Origin of the sequence: Pseudoalteromonas sp. 2CM32C (assembly GCF_023161925.1) — a bacterium.
GTDB classification, from domain to species: Bacteria; Pseudomonadota; Gammaproteobacteria; order Enterobacterales; family Alteromonadaceae; genus Pseudoalteromonas; species Pseudoalteromonas marina.
Genome location: NZ_JALNTI010000006.1, coordinates 70,479 through 87,073, shown reverse-complemented (window position 1 = coordinate 87,073; position 16,595 = coordinate 70,479). Strand labels below are relative to the sequence as shown.

The 16,595-nt window shown below is 38.9% G+C and carries 14 protein-coding genes; 7 read left to right on the top strand and 7 right to left on the bottom strand.

The window, feature by feature from the left end:
* Nucleotides 1–7: 7 nt before the first annotated feature.
* Both carA and dapB read right to left on the bottom strand, forming a co-directional pair.
* Nucleotides 8–1,144, bottom strand: coding sequence for a glutamine-hydrolyzing carbamoyl-phosphate synthase small subunit (carA, locus tag MTF67_RS12420; RefSeq protein ID WP_006792431.1), 1,137 nt, complete (start codon nt 1,142–1,144; stop codon nt 8–10).
* 362 nt (nt 1,145–1,506) lie between these two features.
* Entirely contained in the window at nt 1,507–2,304 is a 798-nt protein-coding gene (dapB, locus tag MTF67_RS12415) for a 4-hydroxy-tetrahydrodipicolinate reductase (protein ID WP_248519675.1), read from the bottom strand.
* 348 nt (nt 2,305–2,652) lie between these two features.
* Here dapB and MTF67_RS12410 point away from each other — a divergent pair, with 348 nt between their 5' ends.
* From MTF67_RS12410 to MTF67_RS12400, 3 genes are all read left to right on the top strand, one after another.
* Nucleotides 2,653–3,966, top strand: coding sequence for a Na+/H+ antiporter NhaC family protein (locus MTF67_RS12410; protein WP_021032455.1), 1,314 nt, complete (start codon nt 2,653–2,655; stop codon nt 3,964–3,966).
* A 119-nt stretch (nt 3,967–4,085) separates the two neighbouring features.
* On the top strand, nt 4,086–4,874 hold the full coding sequence (locus MTF67_RS12405; protein WP_008132074.1) for a hypothetical protein: 789 nt from the start codon (nt 4,086–4,088) through the stop codon (nt 4,872–4,874).
* A 152-nt stretch (nt 4,875–5,026) separates the two neighbouring features.
* The gene (locus tag MTF67_RS12400) at nt 5,027–6,043 is read left to right on the top strand and encodes an alpha/beta hydrolase (RefSeq protein ID WP_248519674.1); all 1,017 of its coding nucleotides are present in this window, start codon (nt 5,027–5,029) and stop codon (nt 6,041–6,043) included.
* 118 nt (nt 6,044–6,161) lie between these two features.
* On the opposite strand, the gene MTF67_RS12395 is transcribed toward MTF67_RS12400, so the two are convergent.
* On the bottom strand, nt 6,162–6,959 hold the full coding sequence (locus MTF67_RS12395) for a M48 family metalloprotease (protein ID WP_248519673.1): 798 nt from the start codon (nt 6,957–6,959) through the stop codon (nt 6,162–6,164).
* 180 nt (nt 6,960–7,139) lie between these two features.
* Between MTF67_RS12395 and MTF67_RS12390 the strand changes: the two genes are divergently transcribed.
* Complete coding sequence (locus MTF67_RS12390) at nt 7,140–8,342, top strand: Bcr/CflA family efflux MFS transporter (RefSeq protein WP_248519672.1); 1,203 nt, start codon at nt 7,140–7,142, stop codon at nt 8,340–8,342.
* A 28-nt stretch (nt 8,343–8,370) separates the two neighbouring features.
* Here the strand turns inward: MTF67_RS12390 and grpE are convergent, their stop codons facing one another.
* Nucleotides 8,371–8,979, bottom strand: coding sequence for a nucleotide exchange factor GrpE (gene grpE / locus MTF67_RS12385; protein WP_248519671.1), 609 nt, complete (start codon nt 8,977–8,979; stop codon nt 8,371–8,373).
* 58 nt (nt 8,980–9,037) lie between these two features.
* Nucleotides 9,038–10,003 (bottom strand): HrcA family transcriptional regulator, encoded by a 966-nt coding sequence (locus MTF67_RS12380; protein WP_006792423.1) that lies wholly within the window; start codon nt 10,001–10,003, stop codon nt 9,038–9,040.
* A 175-nt stretch (nt 10,004–10,178) separates the two neighbouring features.
* On the opposite strand from MTF67_RS12380, the gene nadK reads away from it, so the two are divergent.
* The 3 genes from nadK to recN all read left to right on the top strand — a co-directional run bounded on the left by nadK (nt 10,179) and on the right by recN (nt 13,453).
* Entirely contained in the window at nt 10,179–11,063 is an 885-nt protein-coding gene (gene nadK, locus MTF67_RS12375) for an NAD(+) kinase (protein ID WP_006792422.1), read from the top strand.
* Nucleotides 11,064–11,140: 77 nt separating this feature from the next.
* Nucleotides 11,141–11,698 (top strand): hypothetical protein, encoded by a 558-nt coding sequence (locus MTF67_RS12370; protein ID WP_248519670.1) that lies wholly within the window; start codon nt 11,141–11,143, stop codon nt 11,696–11,698.
* Between the two features lie 75 nt (nt 11,699–11,773).
* Nucleotides 11,774–13,453: a DNA repair protein RecN gene (gene recN / locus MTF67_RS12365; RefSeq protein ID WP_248519669.1), complete on the top strand. Its 1,680-nt coding sequence runs from the start codon at nt 11,774–11,776 to the stop codon at nt 13,451–13,453.
* Nucleotides 13,454–13,830: 377 nt separating this feature from the next.
* Here the strand turns inward: recN and MTF67_RS12360 are convergent, their stop codons facing one another.
* Together MTF67_RS12360 and MTF67_RS12355 are read right to left on the bottom strand one after the other, a co-directional pair.
* Nucleotides 13,831–14,853: a GGDEF domain-containing protein gene (locus MTF67_RS12360; RefSeq protein WP_248519668.1), complete on the bottom strand. Its 1,023-nt coding sequence runs from the start codon at nt 14,851–14,853 to the stop codon at nt 13,831–13,833.
* A gap of 323 nt (nt 14,854–15,176) precedes the next feature.
* Nucleotides 15,177–16,592 (bottom strand): FAD-dependent oxidoreductase, encoded by a 1,416-nt coding sequence (locus tag MTF67_RS12355; protein WP_006792417.1) that lies wholly within the window; start codon nt 16,590–16,592, stop codon nt 15,177–15,179.
* Nucleotides 16,593–16,595: the final 3 nt, after the last annotated feature.

Below are 16,595 nucleotides of genomic sequence, written 5' to 3'. Positions count from 1 at the left end.
AGTTAAATTAGTGTTTACGCGCTTGCATCAAATCGATGAAGTGGTCAAATAATGGGGCTGCATCATGCGGGCCTGGACTTGCCTCAGGGTGACCCTGAAAACTAAATGCTGGCTTATCTGTACGATGAATACCCTGAAGCGTACCGTCAAACAGTGATTTGTGTGTTGCACGAAGCGTGCTTGGTAGGCTTGACTCTTGGGCTGCAAAACCATGGTTTTGCGCTGTGATCATCACTACATCGCGGTCTAGATCTTTAACTGGGTGGTTACCACCATGATGGCCAAATTTCATTTTTTCTGTTTTAGCACCTGAAGCAAGCGCTAATAACTGGTGACCTAAACAAATACCAAAAATGGGTGTGTCGGTTTCTAAAAATGATTTTATCGCGTCAATTGCGTATGTACATGGCTCAGGATCACCAGGGCCATTAGATAAGAAAATACCATCGGGGTTTAATGCGAGTACGTCAGCAGCACTAGTTTGTGCAGGTACTACGGTAAGTTTACAACCACGGTCAACAAGCATACGTAATATATTACGCTTAACACCGAAGTCATAGGCTACAACATGAAACTTTTCATCGGCGGTATCTAAGGTTTTAAACCCCTCGCCTAATGTCCAGCTTGATTCGCGCCACTCAAAATTTTCCTTGGTTGAGACAACTTTTGCTAAATCCATACCTTTTAAGCCTGGGAAGGCTTGCGCGGCTTGTAGCGCTTTTTGTTCGTCTAGTTCGTCACCAGCAATAATACAACCATTTTGAGCGCCTTTGTCGCGCAAAATACGTGTTAGCTTTCTGGTGTCGATGTCCGCAATACCTAAAATATTACGTTCTTTCAAGTAATCATCTAACGATTGCTCGTTACGAAAGTTACTTGCTAGCAGTGGCAAATCACGGATCACTAGGCCTTTAGCCCATATTTGATTCGCTTCTTCGTCTTCGCTGTTGGTACCCGTATTACCGATATGTGGGTACGTCAAAGTTACGATTTGTTCCGCGTACGAAGGGTCAGTCAAAATTTCTTGATAACCAGTCATAGACGTATTGAATACCACTTCACCGACTGACATGCCGTCAGCGCCGATTGCAGTACCGCGAAACACTGTGCCGTCTTCTAGGACTAACAGAGCGGATTTAGTCAAGTTAAACCTCCTAACAGTAAAAAACGGGAGTAAGCAAATTGCTTATCACCCCGCCAATACCCAGAGGGATCGTCAAAACCAGATTTTGTATGAGATTAAATTGTTTTACGCAGTCTTAAATGAGGCCGATATAACCGCTAAATCTTCAACATTTTTTCTTGCCTAAAACTCTTATCATTCCCACTGAACCCCTGATTTTACTAGCCACTTGGGTATAATTGGAAACACGCATTTAGTAATTTTTGGCAAATTGGCTGTATACTACATGATGTTGAGTTTTAGGTCTAACATTATTTGGTAAATCATAACAAATAAGTGCTTTTAGCTAAAATTAGACCCAAACACCCAAAATAGATACTAAACTACTTTAAATCGAGCACATCTTGCATGTCATAAAGTCCTACCGGTTTATTTTGCAACCAGCTTGCAGCTCTTATAGCGCCTAGCGCAAAGGTCATTCTCGAACTTGCTTTGTGCGTTAATTCAAGCCTTTCCCCCATTGTGGCAAAATAGGCGGTATGTTCACCTACTATGTCACCTCCTCTTAGGACTGAATAACCAATTTCGTTTTGAGATTTTTCAGTTTCAATTTGGCTTCGATCGTATACAGCAACCTCTTCGTGGTTCCATCCTTTTGCATCTGCAATTGACTCACCAATTGCCAGAGCCGTGCCCGATGGCGCATCGATTTTATGACGGTGATGCGCTTCAAATATCTCAATATCTAAATCGTCACCGAACTTAGTGGCAGCCGTTTGAACTAAATTTAGTAACACATTTACACCAACACTGTAGTTACGAGCAAATACAATAGGTATATGTTTAGCAGCATTTTCTAATAATGCCATGTCATCGGCCGTTAAACCTGTTGTGCCAATAACTAAAGGGAGAGATTGTTCAACAGCACGCTTTAAGTGGTTACGCATACCGTCTGGCAGGGTGAAATCAATTAAAACATCAACACTTTCGAGCGTGTTTTCGTCGCTAAAACATACGTTCTTATCGGCAGCGCTATTTATTTGGTTTACATTAACTCCAATTAACGATGACCCACTGCGAACATAGGCGCCTGTTAGTTGTGTTTGCTCTTTTATTGTTGCGGCTTCCAATAAAGCTAAACCCATTCTGCCATTAGCACCAAAAACACCTATTCGAATCATCACTATGCCTTAATTTATTTTTGTTTAAACCGTAAACCGATCGTTTTGTATATATTGATTGTATATATCGCTCAGTTAACATCAATCACTGAAAGTAACGTACTTAGTAGATTTTATCTAAAAGTCATGTAATAGTCAGTCAACCCTTTAATAAAAGAATAATAACAATACCAGTTTACTTTAGCCATCTATACATTTAAACTTCCCTTTCGCGTCGATTTGGTCTTTGGCTTGCGGGCGCTGCATTGTTCTACTATTTGTTAGCTTTTAACAATGTAGATAGACTTGCTAAATTCAGCTAAAAGAGGAATTTTTGGCTGTGGTAATTAATTGGTTCCGAGGATTATGATGCAGCCATCATTTAATAAAAACAAAGCAATACTTTCTTTACTACCCCTACTAACATTTGTAGCCCTATTTTTAGGTTCTGGTTTATACCTGCAATCTCAAGGGGTTGATTACGCTTTTTATCAACTCCCAGCACCGGTGGCAATATTACCCGCCATTATGCTTGCCTTTATACTTAATAAAGGCACTGTTAATCAATGTGTTGAAACCTTTATAAAAGGCGCTGGGCATAACAACATTATTACGATGTGTTTAATTTACCTGCTTGCTGGTGCTTTTTCTGCAGTGGCCAGTGCAACAGGGGGTGTTGACGCCGTAGTTAATGCGGGTTTATCACTGATACCGCCCGCCCTATTACTTCCTGGTTTATTTTTAATTGCCGCGGTTGTATCTACAGCCATGGGCACATCAATGGGCACTATTGGGGCGATTGGCCCAATTGCTTATGCGGTGTCGATCAAAACAGGCATAGACCCAGCCCTTATGGCGGGTACTATTGTGTCTGGCGCTATGTTTGGCGATAACTTATCAATTATTTCAGATACCACGATTGCGGCTACACGTACGCAAGGTTGTGAAATGAAAGATAAATTTAAAGAAAACCTTAAAATTGCAGTACCAGCCGCAATTTTAACAATCGGTTTATTGTTTTACCTTACGCCTGCAGCGCAAGTGGTCGAAACCCAAGATTACGATATTTGGTTAGTGCTACCTTATGCCTTTATTTTAGTTCTCGCCGTAGCAGGTCTAAATGTATTTGTTGTGTTATTTAGCGGTATTATATTTGCTGCATTAATGGGCTTTACCGGTAGCTACGAAGGGTCTAGCTTTGTTAAAGATATTTATCAAGGCTTTACCGATATGCAGGAAATATTTTTACTTTCTATGTTTATTGGTGGTCTTTCTGAATTTATTCGCATTAACGGTGGCCTTGATTATATTGCCCAAAAAATTCAAGCCATTACTAAAGTAATTGCTAAATGGCACCGAAAAGTAGCTGACCAACTTGGCATTGCAGCCCTAGTCATGACAAGTAACATTTGTATTGCTAATAATACCGTTTCAATTATTGTGGCGGGTCCTATTGCTAAAAAACTCGCTGACGATGGTGAAATTAGTGGCAAACGCTCTGCAAGCCTACTTGATATTTTTGCTTGTGTAACTCAGGGCTCTTTACCTTATGGAGCACAAGCACTTTTACTTGGCGCTACGTTTAAAATTAGCCCTTGGGAAGTCTCAACATCGTCTTATTATTGTTTCATTTTAGCATTTACCGCTATAGCAATAATTTGTTTGCGTCGTAATAAAGCTTAAAACCTTTGCCCTACTGTTGCAGCTTAAAAACAAGCTGCAACATATTACTCTACATATTAATCACTTTTGCTATAATGCGCGCTTTCGCGTATCACTCAAGTTATAGTTAAATACAAATTATGAAATTAAATAAAATACTCTCCTTTTTTACCCTTACATCCATTGCTTTATCGTCTTCTGCTTTTGCCGCTAATTGGAGCAGCACAGCATTACACATTAACAATGGCGACCAAAAAAACCCTTTTACTGAGCAAGAGTCAGATACCACTGTTTACTCAGTTCAACATGCATCGGGTTACGATTATGGCGACAACTTCTTTTTCATTGATTACAGTAAAGACGATAAAGCTGACGGCTATCAAGATAGCGATTTTTACGGAGAATGGTATTCAACTGTTAGCTTATCAGCGCTCAGCGGTGAAAAAATTGGCACCGGTGCGTTATTAGATGTTGGCCTCACTGGCGGTATAAATATTGCTGGCGATGCTAAAATGGTGAAATACCTGCCGGGTGTTAAATTAAGCTGGGATGTACCAGGTTTTAACTTCTTTCAAACAATAGTAACAGCCTATATTGACGACAGCGAAGGTGTTGCTAAAGGCGGCGCCCCCATAGAAACAAATAGCTGGATGTTTGATGTAGCTTTTGAATACCCTTTTACTATTGGCTCACAAAAGTTCAGCTTTAAAGGGCACGCAGAATACATTGCAGAACGTGAAGACGAATTTGGTAACGATGTAGAGGCATGGATACTCGCACAACCTATTTTAGTATGGGACATGGGTCATGCCTTTGAAATGAAAGAAAATACGTTGCTACTCGGCATGGAGCTTCAATACTGGCATAACAAGCTAGGAACTGAAGTGACAGAGTCAGTTCCGCAAATACATGTAGAGTGGACCTTTTAAGCAATTACACTGCGTTAAAATCACATAAATTGGAGCCCTATTAAGCGCTCCTTTTTTTATGCCATAAAAGTATTTAATTGAATGGTTGTAAATACTTAGTTATTGTCGTATTTCTTTTAAGCCTCATGCTTTATCTTTGAAGGAATAATGAAATGATGTCAATTAAAGTGATGTGTTTTGCTGCCTTGGTAGCTTTCACTAATAATGCTTTAGCAAGTAGTGAAGTAAATACAGAGTCCCTATCTTACGATGCCCTTTTAAGCAGTTATCAATATGACTTTAAAGTAAATTACTTTAGCGTTGAATCACAAAAGCAGTCTTTAAAGATGGCGTATATTTACCTAAAGCCTACCAAAGAAAAGATGCCTACCGTGACACTCATGCACGGCAAAAATTTTAATGCTGATTATTGGACGACTACAGCGCAGTACTTACAATCGCTTGGCTTTGGTGTATTAATTCCTGATCAAATTGGCTTTGGTAAATCATCTAAACCCACTAATTATCAGTATTCGTTTGCATCGCTTGCCCACCATACACATGCGTTAATGGACTCCCTTAACTTAAAACAAACAATTGTAGTTGGCCATTCTATGGGCGGCATGTTGGCAAGTCGCTTTGCTTTAATGTATCCCAATACAACAACTAAATTGGTTTTGCTTAACCCTATAGGGCTTGAAAACTACTTACATTATGTTGAATACAAAGACACCAACTTCTTTTATAAAAATGAGCTTGCTAAAACGCCCAAGGGCGTAAAAAAATATCAGCAAAAAAACTATTACGATGGTAAATGGAACGCTACATATTCAGCATTAACGAACTTTATTACAGGGCAAATACAAGGGCCGGATAAAGCTCACATGGCGTGGGTTAATGCTAAAACATACGATATGATTTTCACTCAACCCGTTATTACTGAATTTAAAGACTTTGCCGTGCCAGTTGAGTTAATTATTGGTACCCGCGATAGAACAGGACCAGGCCGCAACTGGAAAAAAACCGGTGTAGATTATGAGCTTGGTCGATACGATAAGTTAGGCAAAAATGCCGTATCGCTTATCCCCAATGCTAAATTATATGAACTCGATAATTTAGGCCACTTACCACATATAGAAGACTTTGAGCGCTTTAAAACTGTATTTAAAGAAGCACTCGCTGCTGAATAACCCACATAAATACACATAACCGATAAAATAAAACCCCTGAAAGTATTTACATTCAGGGGTTTTATTTTATTAGCGCATCAACACTATACGCCACTGCTTTATACTGATAAGAGCTCAACTAAAGTGAGCACTGTGGCCTTTTTCCTTGTGAGTTTGCAGTACTTTGCTCACTTAGTGCTTTTGTCATTTGCGACTGCAAATTATTAATACGACTCGTTGGTGCTGGGTGGGTAGACAAAAATTCAGGCGTTGCACCGCTTCCCGCTTTACTCATGTTTTCCCAAAGCGTAACCGACTCTTTTGGGTTAAAACCCGCTTTTGCCATTAAATCAAGACCAATGGTGTCGGCCTCAGATTCATGAGAACGGCTAAACGGTAAAACCACACCATATTGAGCGCCTAATCCGAGTCCTTGCATAATTTCATTACGGTACTGCACGTTACCCATTTCAAGCGCAACACTACCCAATTGCATTCCCGTACTTAACAACGAGCTTTGTGATACACGTTCATTAGAGTGTTCTGCAATTACGTGTCCTACTTCATGCCCTAAAACGGTGGCGACTTGATCTTGATTAGTCGCTATTTTTAGTAACCCGGAATGAACTCCAATGTAACCGCCAGGCAAAGCAAATGCATTTGCTGAATCATCTTCAAATACCACCACTTCCCAGTTTTGAGACGCATACTCATTAGGTAAAACGGCAATTACTTTTTCAGCAATACAATTTACATATGTATTGGTTTTTGGATTTTTATTAATTGGCTGATTTTTTTTCATGTCAGCAAAGCTAGCTGTACCCATTTCGCTCATTTGCTGATCCGAATAAAGCGCTATTTGAGTACGCCCTGTTGGCGATGTTTTACACCCTGCTAAAACAGCCGTTGCTACTAGTGCCAATACCAATTTTTTCATTGTATTACCTTAAGTCATTTATACTGCAAGTAGGATAGCAAACACAGTGCCAGTTTAAAATCATTGGTTTAAGGTAAGTACTTTGCGGTGAAGTAAGTAACGTTCCGGCTAAACTACGTTTATACATATACAATGCCCTGCTACACTATAGCCCTTGTTTTAGTTACCTTGAGTTTATGTATGGGCGCCTCGTCTACGTCTTTTAATACCCGTATTTTATTACCTTTATTGGCAAGTATTGTCGCTATTACCCCCCTTGCAATTGATATGTATTTGCCCGCAATGTTGGTTATTGCGAACAATTTACAAACAAGTATGCCAAATGTACAAATATCGCTAAGTATTTATTTAGCAGGTTACTCATTGGGCATGTTATTTTTTGGCCCTATAGCGGATCAAATTGGCCGCCGGAAACTGGCTAAAATTGGTTTAACATTATTTGGTTTAACCTCTGCTGCGTTAGCATTCACAACAGAAATTCATACTTTTTGGGCACTAAGGGCAATACAAGCGTTCACTGGTGCTGCTGCTACGGTGGTCGTGCCAGGAATCATTAGGCATATTTATCAGCAAAATACGGCAAAAGGTATGTCGTATGTATCGATGATCATGATGGTTGCACCATTAATAGCACCGTCTGTAGGCTCTTTTATTTTAGGGTTTTCTGTTTGGTCTACCATATTTTTAGTATTAGCAGCTTACAGTTTTATAATACTTGTGTTTGTGCAAGTATATTTAATTGATATACCTATTCATACCAGTGAAAAAAAAGGTTTAGCCTTATTTTTTGACAGTTATAAAACTGTGTTGAGTAACACCGATGCACGCGCCGATATTTTAAGCTCAATGTTTGTATCGTTTGGCTTTTTTTGCTTTTTAACCTCAGTGCCTTTTATTTATTTAGACTTATACAAAGTGTCGGAGCAACTGTTTGGGATATTATTTGCCTTTAATGTGATGGCATTAATGTTTGGTAACTTTTTAAATACGCGTATTGTGCCGCGTATTGGTTCACGCAAAATGTTATATGTTGGATTGGTATGCGGTTTTATATCAGGGTTGTGCCTTTTAACTTTTAGTATTTTACATTTATCGCTTTATTATATAGTGGCAGCAATTGCACCATTAATGATGAGTTTAGGGGTCACTGCCAGTAATGCAGATTCGTTAATACTCATGAAGTTTGAAAAAAACACCGGCACGGCTACTGCCGTTATTGGTACGCTTAGGTTTGGCAGCGGTGCCTTGGTAGGCCCCATTCTTGCTGTTATGCATGCTCAAAGCTCTGTGCCGTTTTCGAGCCTCATGTTTAGCGCGGTACTACTGACGATATTAGTGCAAATAATTCATTTTAAAAAAGACAAAAAAAATGCCTCAATTTGAGGCATTTTTAAAGTGTTAAACGGCTAAATTAAGCGTCAGCCGCTTTTGAAACCATAACCATTGCCGGGCGTAATAAACGTCCATTTAATGTGTAGCCTTTTTGCATAACAGCAAGCACAGTGTTTGGTGTTACATCGTTGCTTGGCTGAATTGACATAGCTTGATGGAACTCTGGGTTAAATTGCTCGCCTTGTGGGTTAACAATTTCAACACCGAATTTAGCAACAGCATCGTTAAAGCTTTTAACCGTCATATCAATGCCTTCAAGCAACGGCTTTAACGTTTCGTTTTCTTTATCAGAAAACTCAATAGCGCGTTCAAGATTATCAATCACAGGAAGTAATTCGTTAGCAAACTTTTCAAGTGCAAATTTGTGTGCTTTTTCTACATCTTGTGCAGCACGACGGCGAATGTTGTCAACGTCGGCAGCGGCACGGATCACACCGTCTTTTTGGTCTGCAATAGTTTGCTTAGCAGCTTCTAGCTCTGCGTAAAGCATCGCAATTTCAGCTTCAGGGCTTTGTTCTTCTGCATGTTGTTCAGCGGCATCCACGGCTGCTTCTAAATCTGCTTGCATTTGTTCAATTTCTTCGTTTAGTTCTACTTCTTGCTCTGGGTTTTGTGTCTGCTCAGACATAAAATACATGCTCCAATTCTTTTCAATTGCGGTAATTATGGGGATTGAATAAAAAGATTCAAGAGTTCGATGACTCAATTAATTTAAATTCTTGGATTATTTGTTCTATTTGCGCTGATTTTGGGCAGATTATACAAAAGCGGCTTTGGTATTCTTGGTTTTGAAAGTAAGGAACGCTGATGGTTATTAGATCGTTACATTCACTAAACGGAAGTTTTTTACCGCTGATCACCGAAACACCATTTTTAAATGCCAGTGCATCTTCAACAAAATTTAGAAATGACACGCCTATATTTAGGCTTTGCTCACAATTTATTTTTTTATAAAGGTAGTTTTCACCCACAACAATACTATTGTCTGAACCTAACTTTTGACTTAGCTGCCGTGTCCATTGAGTAAGTGAATCATGACAGTTTTTAGGCGCTGTGTTTGCCATTGCTTGCATTCTATACAAGCCTTCCATCAATGTTTGTTGGCTAAATACTGTATTTAACCACGTTGCAAACTGGTAACGAACCGTATCTGAAGCATCATGTGGTTTATCAATGCAAATATTATGGCTTTGGCCTGCTCGATCTATCAATAAAATAAGCCAATCGGTAGAATCAAAATCAAGTACTTCAACCCTAAATACATGCTGTGAGCTCACTTGCGGTAAACCAACACAACAGCATACCTGATACTTTTGACTCAAGCCATGTGCCAATTCAACTAGCTGTGCTTGCTCTGGCTCCCAGTAACTAGCAATATCTGATAATGGAAAAAACTCATCAAACCAATAATTAAACCCTTCATCTGTAGGTACTCGTCCTGCAGAAGTGTGGGGGGAATACAATAAACCTACTTTTTCAAGACGGGCCATTGCATTACGAACGGTTGCTGAACACACAGCCATGCTTTTTAGCTTGGCAATTTTTGTTGATGGAACGGGCAATCCCTCACCGTTACAGTACATGTTCATTACAGCTGAAAATATTTGCTGATCGCGCGGATTTAATTTCATGATATCTACATCTTGTTGCATGAAAGGTATATCGGGGCATTTGCTGCTATTTCAAGTCATTTCCCCTTTGTTGAACAATATAAAACAAATTTATTTTAAACTAAATTGAATCATACTCATTTAGGTAAAATCTGTATTTTCAAACACTTTGCTTTTGAGTTACTCTACAAACATCAAAATTTTTAATGTGCAGATTATGAACTCTCCTTTCAATACTATTGGCCTTATTGGCAAACCAAACCACCCAAAAGCGGCTGCCACTTTGCAGCGTTTGCATACATTTTTACTGGCACTTGGTTTTGAAGTGATTGTTGAAAAGCGCACTGGCGGGCAGTTAGTCGATGTACCCAAAGAAAACCTTGTTAAACTGGTTGATCTAGGAGAGCAAGCCGACCTTGCAATTGTGGTTGGCGGTGACGGAAACATGTTAGGAGCTGCGCGCGTACTTGCTCGTTTTAACATTGCTGTAATTGGCGTTAACCGAGGTAACCTTGGCTTTTTAACCGACTTAAACCCTGAAGGTTTTGAAGCTAGCCTAGAGCATGTTCTAAGTGGTGAGTTTATTGAAGAAAATCGCTTTTTATTGGAAGTAGAAGTTTATCGTCATAATGAATTAAAAAGTGCCAATTTAGCGGTAAACGAAGCCGTATTACATGCAGATAAAGTGGCTCATATGATTGAGTTTGAGGCATTTATAAATAGCGACTTTGTATTCTCTCAGCGCTCCGATGGGCTAATTGTATCTACGCCAACAGGGTCAACTGCTTACTCACTTTCTGGTGGCGGTCCAATATTAACGCCTGAACTAAATGCAATATCTTTGGTGCCTATGTTTCCGCACACGTTATCAAGCAGGCCATTAGTGGTAGATGCCGATAACGAAGTGAGACTAAAACTTAGTTTAGACAATACAGACAGCTTGCAAGTCAGCTGCGACAGCCACGTTGTGCTTGCCGTTTTACCCGGTGATGAAGTAGTCATTAAAAAAGCAGATAAAAAATTGCGGTTAATTCATCCAAAAAACTATTCTTACTACAACGTTTTACGTACAAAATTAAATTGGGGCAGTCGTTTATACTAATTTTATTGCTAAAGCGTTGTCTTTAGCGCAAAATGCAGTTTATAACAATAATACATCAATTTTAGGAACAAATAGCAATGACATATGTCGTATTTTTTGCCTTGCTACTGTTAATTACACTTCTAGCAACCTACTTAAAAATAGAAAGCAATCGTCGCAAAGCAATTGAAGCTCAAAAAAAACAATTTAACGAACGAGTATCACAAGTTGGCAGCCGTCTAAAGTCAAAATTAAATGAGCTAGTAGAAGCGAAAATTCTTCGCCCTAAATACGCACCTCGAATTCAAGCAATCGTTTCTAACTTTTTTGTAGTTCAAAAGCATACTGACGAGAATTTACAAACCCTTGAAGATGTATCTGATCTATTAATCAATACTTTATCTAACGAATTGACTAAAGCGAACCAAATAGGCAGTGGCCAAAGCTTGGAAGAAAATATCCAGTATTTTGTGTCTGAACTTCCACAGCAAGGTATCTCGTATAACAAAACGTTTTACTCAGAGGCGTTACCAAACCTTATCGAATTAATTAAAACCAACGACTTGCTACAACCCCTTGATAATGAAGAAAATGAATACATCCCAGAAAATCAAGACCCAAACAACCAACTCAATCAACATGTTAATATTGCCTAAATAATAAAAAATTAATTTGCAAAAAAGCTAAACACTGTATAAATTACCAGTTAATTAACTGGATGGATAAACAGTATGTTAGTTGGTTTAGAAATTAAAAACTTTGCAATTGTAAGTAACTTAAGCACTGAATGGCATAACGGCATGACGGCGATCACGGGGGAAACCGGCGCGGGTAAATCGATTGCCATTGATGCACTTTCATTGTGTTTAGGCGAGCGTGCTGAAGCCTCTGCTGTAAGACCTTCTGCAGACAAAGCTGAAGTATGTGCTCAATTTGATATAAGCGCACTCCCGCTCGCTCAGGCTTTTTTAGAGCAACATTTTCTGACCAGTACTGATAATGATTGCTTACTTAGACGCGTTGTTTGCAAAAATGGTCGCAGTAAAAGCTATATTAATGGCAGCTCAGTAACTGCATCTCAGCTCAAAGAACTTGGCCAGTATTTAATTTCTATACATGGACAACACGCTCATCAACACCTTTTAAAAGCTGAACATCAATTACAACTACTTGATGCATATGCTGGCCATCAAGACTTGGTTGTAAAAGTAACTGAAAGTTATAAACAATTCGCCAACCTTCAAAAAGAATTTAAACAGCTTGAGCAACAGCAATTACAACAAGCCGCTCAAAAACAACTACTAGAATACCAAGTGGCAGAACTTGACGAGTTTGCGTTACAAGACGGTGAGTTTGAACAAATTGAAGTCGAACATTACAAGCTAAGTAATAGCCAAACCATTTTAGAGTCATGTCAAAAAGAGCTGCAATACCTATATGAAGGTGAAGAACAAAGCGCGTGTTCTGTTTTACAGCACAGCGCACAACAATTTGCAGATTTAGCACAATATGATGAAAGCTTAGCAAATGTGGCAGCAATGCTAGAAGAAGCTGCTGTTCAAGTAGAAGAAGCTAGCCGAGAAATTCGCAATTATACGGAACAAGTTGATTTAGACCCAGCCCGTTTAACAGAGATAGAAAATAGGTTAAGTGGCGCAATGGACTTAGCTCGAAAGCATCATATAAAACCGCAAGGATTAGTTGAATTTCATCAGTCAATTTCAAAAGAACTCGAGTCAATTAGTAATAATAGTTTCCGCTTGGAGCAACTTGACTCTGAAATAAACGATGCATTGCTTGACTACAAGCAAGCAAGTGAAGCGCTAAGTATTAGCCGCAGAAGTTATGCTAATACCTTAAACACCTTAATAAGCGAAAGTATGGCAAATTTATCCATGGAAAATGGTGTATTTGAAATATCGCTTACTGAAGATCCTGAGCGCGCCCCCAATCTTTTAGGGCATGATAGCGTTTCGTTTTTAGTATCGACCAACCCAGGGCAGCCCCTTCAGCCTTTGGCTAAGGTGGCGTCTGGTGGTGAGCTTTCGCGTATTAGCTTAGCCATTCAGGTTATTATTGCCCAAAAAGTAACAACACCAACATTGATATTTGATGAAGTAGACGTAGGTATTTCTGGACCTACAGCCTCTGCTGTTGGAAAGTTATTAAGGCAACTTGGTAAATCGACTCAGGTGATCTGTGTTACCCATTTGCCGCAGGTTGCAAGTAGTGCGCATCAGCAATTTTTTGTAGCAAAAGAAATTGCTAAAGGTGAAACCTTTACCAATATGCTGGCACTAACAAAAGATGGTAGAGTAGACGAAATAGCAAGGTTGCTTGGCGGCGACAATGTTAGTAAAACAGCAAAAGCAAACGCAAAAGAGTTAATAAAAAGCGCATGTGTAATTTAGGTTTAATTAATAACCAACTAGGGTTTCAATTTTCATCAAGGCCTTTATATGATTACTAATACTGCTTTAATTCTTATTATTGTAAGCTGGCTACTGGTTTTAATTAGTATATTGTTAACTTTATTTAGCCGATATAAACACACACAATTCAAGAAACACTTAATGAGCTTTTTAAATGTAACGTTATTCGTTCAGCTTATTCTTAGTGTTTACAATTTAATGAGTTACCAGGGTGGTAATTCAAATAATTTAATTTTTAGTTATACATGTGTTTTGCTCACCCAAATACTGTGTAATGTATTTTGTTACATGAGTTTAAAAAGACGTATTGCTAAAGTTAAGTCAACACTTGATTCGTTCTCAATGGAATAATAAAACTACTCTGAGCAAGTCCTGTTTTTACCTTGCTCTTTAGCTTTATAAAGCAATTCATCTGCGCGCTTGATATCAATGTCTATAGAGTCGCTTTCATGGGATTGAACAACCCCCATACTAATCGTTAAGCTTAAGCTCGCAAAAGATGTATTAACCGGAAATTGTTTTAGCGCAGCATGTATTTTATTTGAAATCTCTACGCCCTTTGCATTAAATACATTAGGAATTGCAATCAAAAACTCCTCCCCGCCCCAGCGTGATGCAACGGCATTTTTAGGAATATGTTGCTTTAAAATATTAGCTAAGTGTATGAGTGCTTCATCACCAAAACTATGTCCGTACTCGTCGTTAACTTTTTTAAAGTTGTCTACATCGCACAAAATAAGTACAAACGGTGTTTGCTCCTTTGTGAGCGCTAATTTAAATTCGCTAAGCTTATTCATTGTAAAGCGTCTGTTTGGTAACCCCGTTAAAGGGTCAATAGTCGCTAACAGTTCATTTTTTTTACTCAGTGCTAATATTTTTTGATTGTATTTTTCCCTTGAGTTTTCATAAAAGCCGCTCAACATTGCGACAATAATAAATGAAAATATAACTCGATAGGGAAATTGATCAGGTTGATAGTTATAAATACTAAAGGTATGCGCGCAATAAAAAGCTAATATAACCGCTAATAAAAACAAAACAATATCAACGATACCGCGCTTTAAGCCTCTAATTGAAAATGTGACTGGCGAAACTATGAATATCCAAATCGGACCAGTTCCCTGCGCGCCTCCAGTTAAAACAAGGTAAATCATCAATGCATAAAGGTTATAAAGGATAGCACTAGCTGACTTTTCAAGGTTTTTATAAACACTAAGCGCCCATGCGTAAATTAGCGAAGAACATATTAAGGTAAAAAATAAAAAATAATCGCTGTTGGTCAATGCAATGCAGCCCATCACCAAGGTTGCTATAAAGCCTATTGATGAGAAAAATCTAACTATTAGTTTTCTTTCTGGATTATTTGAATGTTCATGCATAATAAGCGCTATTTTTCTTATATTATTGAGTTAATTTTCAGCAAAGTTATCACCAATTTTTCTGAGTAACACTCAATACTCCCCTTTTTCAGCAGTTAAATCAAGATTAAAGTATTACTGATGTAAAATTAATACTAGTACCTTTTTTAACAAATTATAAGTTTATGAATCTTAAAAATATTCATGAGAATAGCTTGGTAATACAACCAAATTATCATCGATAATTAAAATGGTTAAAAATAAATGGTACCTAATTCGTTTCAAACACAAAAAAGCAAGCCACTTGGCTTGCTTTTAAATTGTCGATTTCTGAAAATATTAAATTAAACTTTTAAATAATCCATAATACCTTCAGCTGCGTTACGGCCTTCAAAAATAGCAGTTACTACTAAATCCGAACCACGCACTATATCGCCACCAGCAAATATTTTAGGGTTAGTTGTTTGATGTGTAAATTCACCTTGCTCTGGTGCGTTAATACCGCCCCAGTGGTTTATTTCTACGTCATACTTTTCTAACCAGTCCATTTTGTGTGGCTTGAAACCAAACGCCATAATTACTTGCGTTGCTTCAATAACATGCTCTGAACCGGCGACCTCTTCTGCGCGGCTACGACCATTCGCATCTGGCTCACCCAGCTTAGTTTTAACCATTTTTACGCCTGCAACATGGCCGTTAGCGTCTAGCACAATGCCTTTAGGTTGAACGTTATATGTAAATATAACCCCTTCTTCTTTGGCATTTTTTACTTCACGCTTAGAGCCTGGCATATTTTCTTCATCACGGCGGTATGCACACGTTACTTTTGCAGCACCCTGTCGTATAGACGTTCTTACACAGTCCATCGCAGTATCACCACCACCTAATACAACGACCTTCTGATTCGCCATATCAATATAAGCTTGATTCGCTTCGTCATAACCCATAACTCGGTTAGTGTTACCGATTAAAAACGGCAGCGCATCGTGAACACCAGGCGCATCTTCATTTTCAAGCCCAGCACGCATACTCTGATACGTACCCACGCCCAAAAATACTGCATCATAGTCGGCTAAAATATCATCCATAGTGATATCTACACCTACTTCAACATTCAGCTTAAATTCTACGCCCATTTCAGTGAAAATCTCACGGCGTTTTTGCATCACTTCTTTCTCTAGTTTGAAAGAAGGAATACCAAATGTGAGTAATCCACCAATTTCTGGGTGACGGTCAAACACAACAGGCTTAACACCATTTCGAACTAAAATATCCGCACAACCCAAACCGGCAGGCCCTGCACCAATGATAGCGACTTTTTTATCCGTCCATGTTACGTAAGACATGTCTGGCTTCCAGCCCATTTTAAACGCGGTATCTGTAATATATTTTTCAATGTTACCTATCGTTACCGCGCCAAACTCTTCATCGAGCGTACATGAGCCTTCACACAACCGATCTTGAGGACAAACACGGCCACATACTTCAGGCAAACTGTTTGTTCGATGAGAAAGCTCCGCAGCTTCTAATATACGCCCTGTGCGAATTAGTTTAAGCCACTGTGGAATGTAATTATGTACCGGACATTTCCATTCACAGTATGGGTTACCACAATCCAAGCAACGATCCGCTTGAGAGTTAACCTGATTCTCTGAAAAGGGTTCGTAAATTTCTACAAATGATTTTTTACGTGACGAAATTGGCTTTTTGCGTGGATCTACACGCTGCACGTCTATAAATTGATATACATTTTCGCTCATACT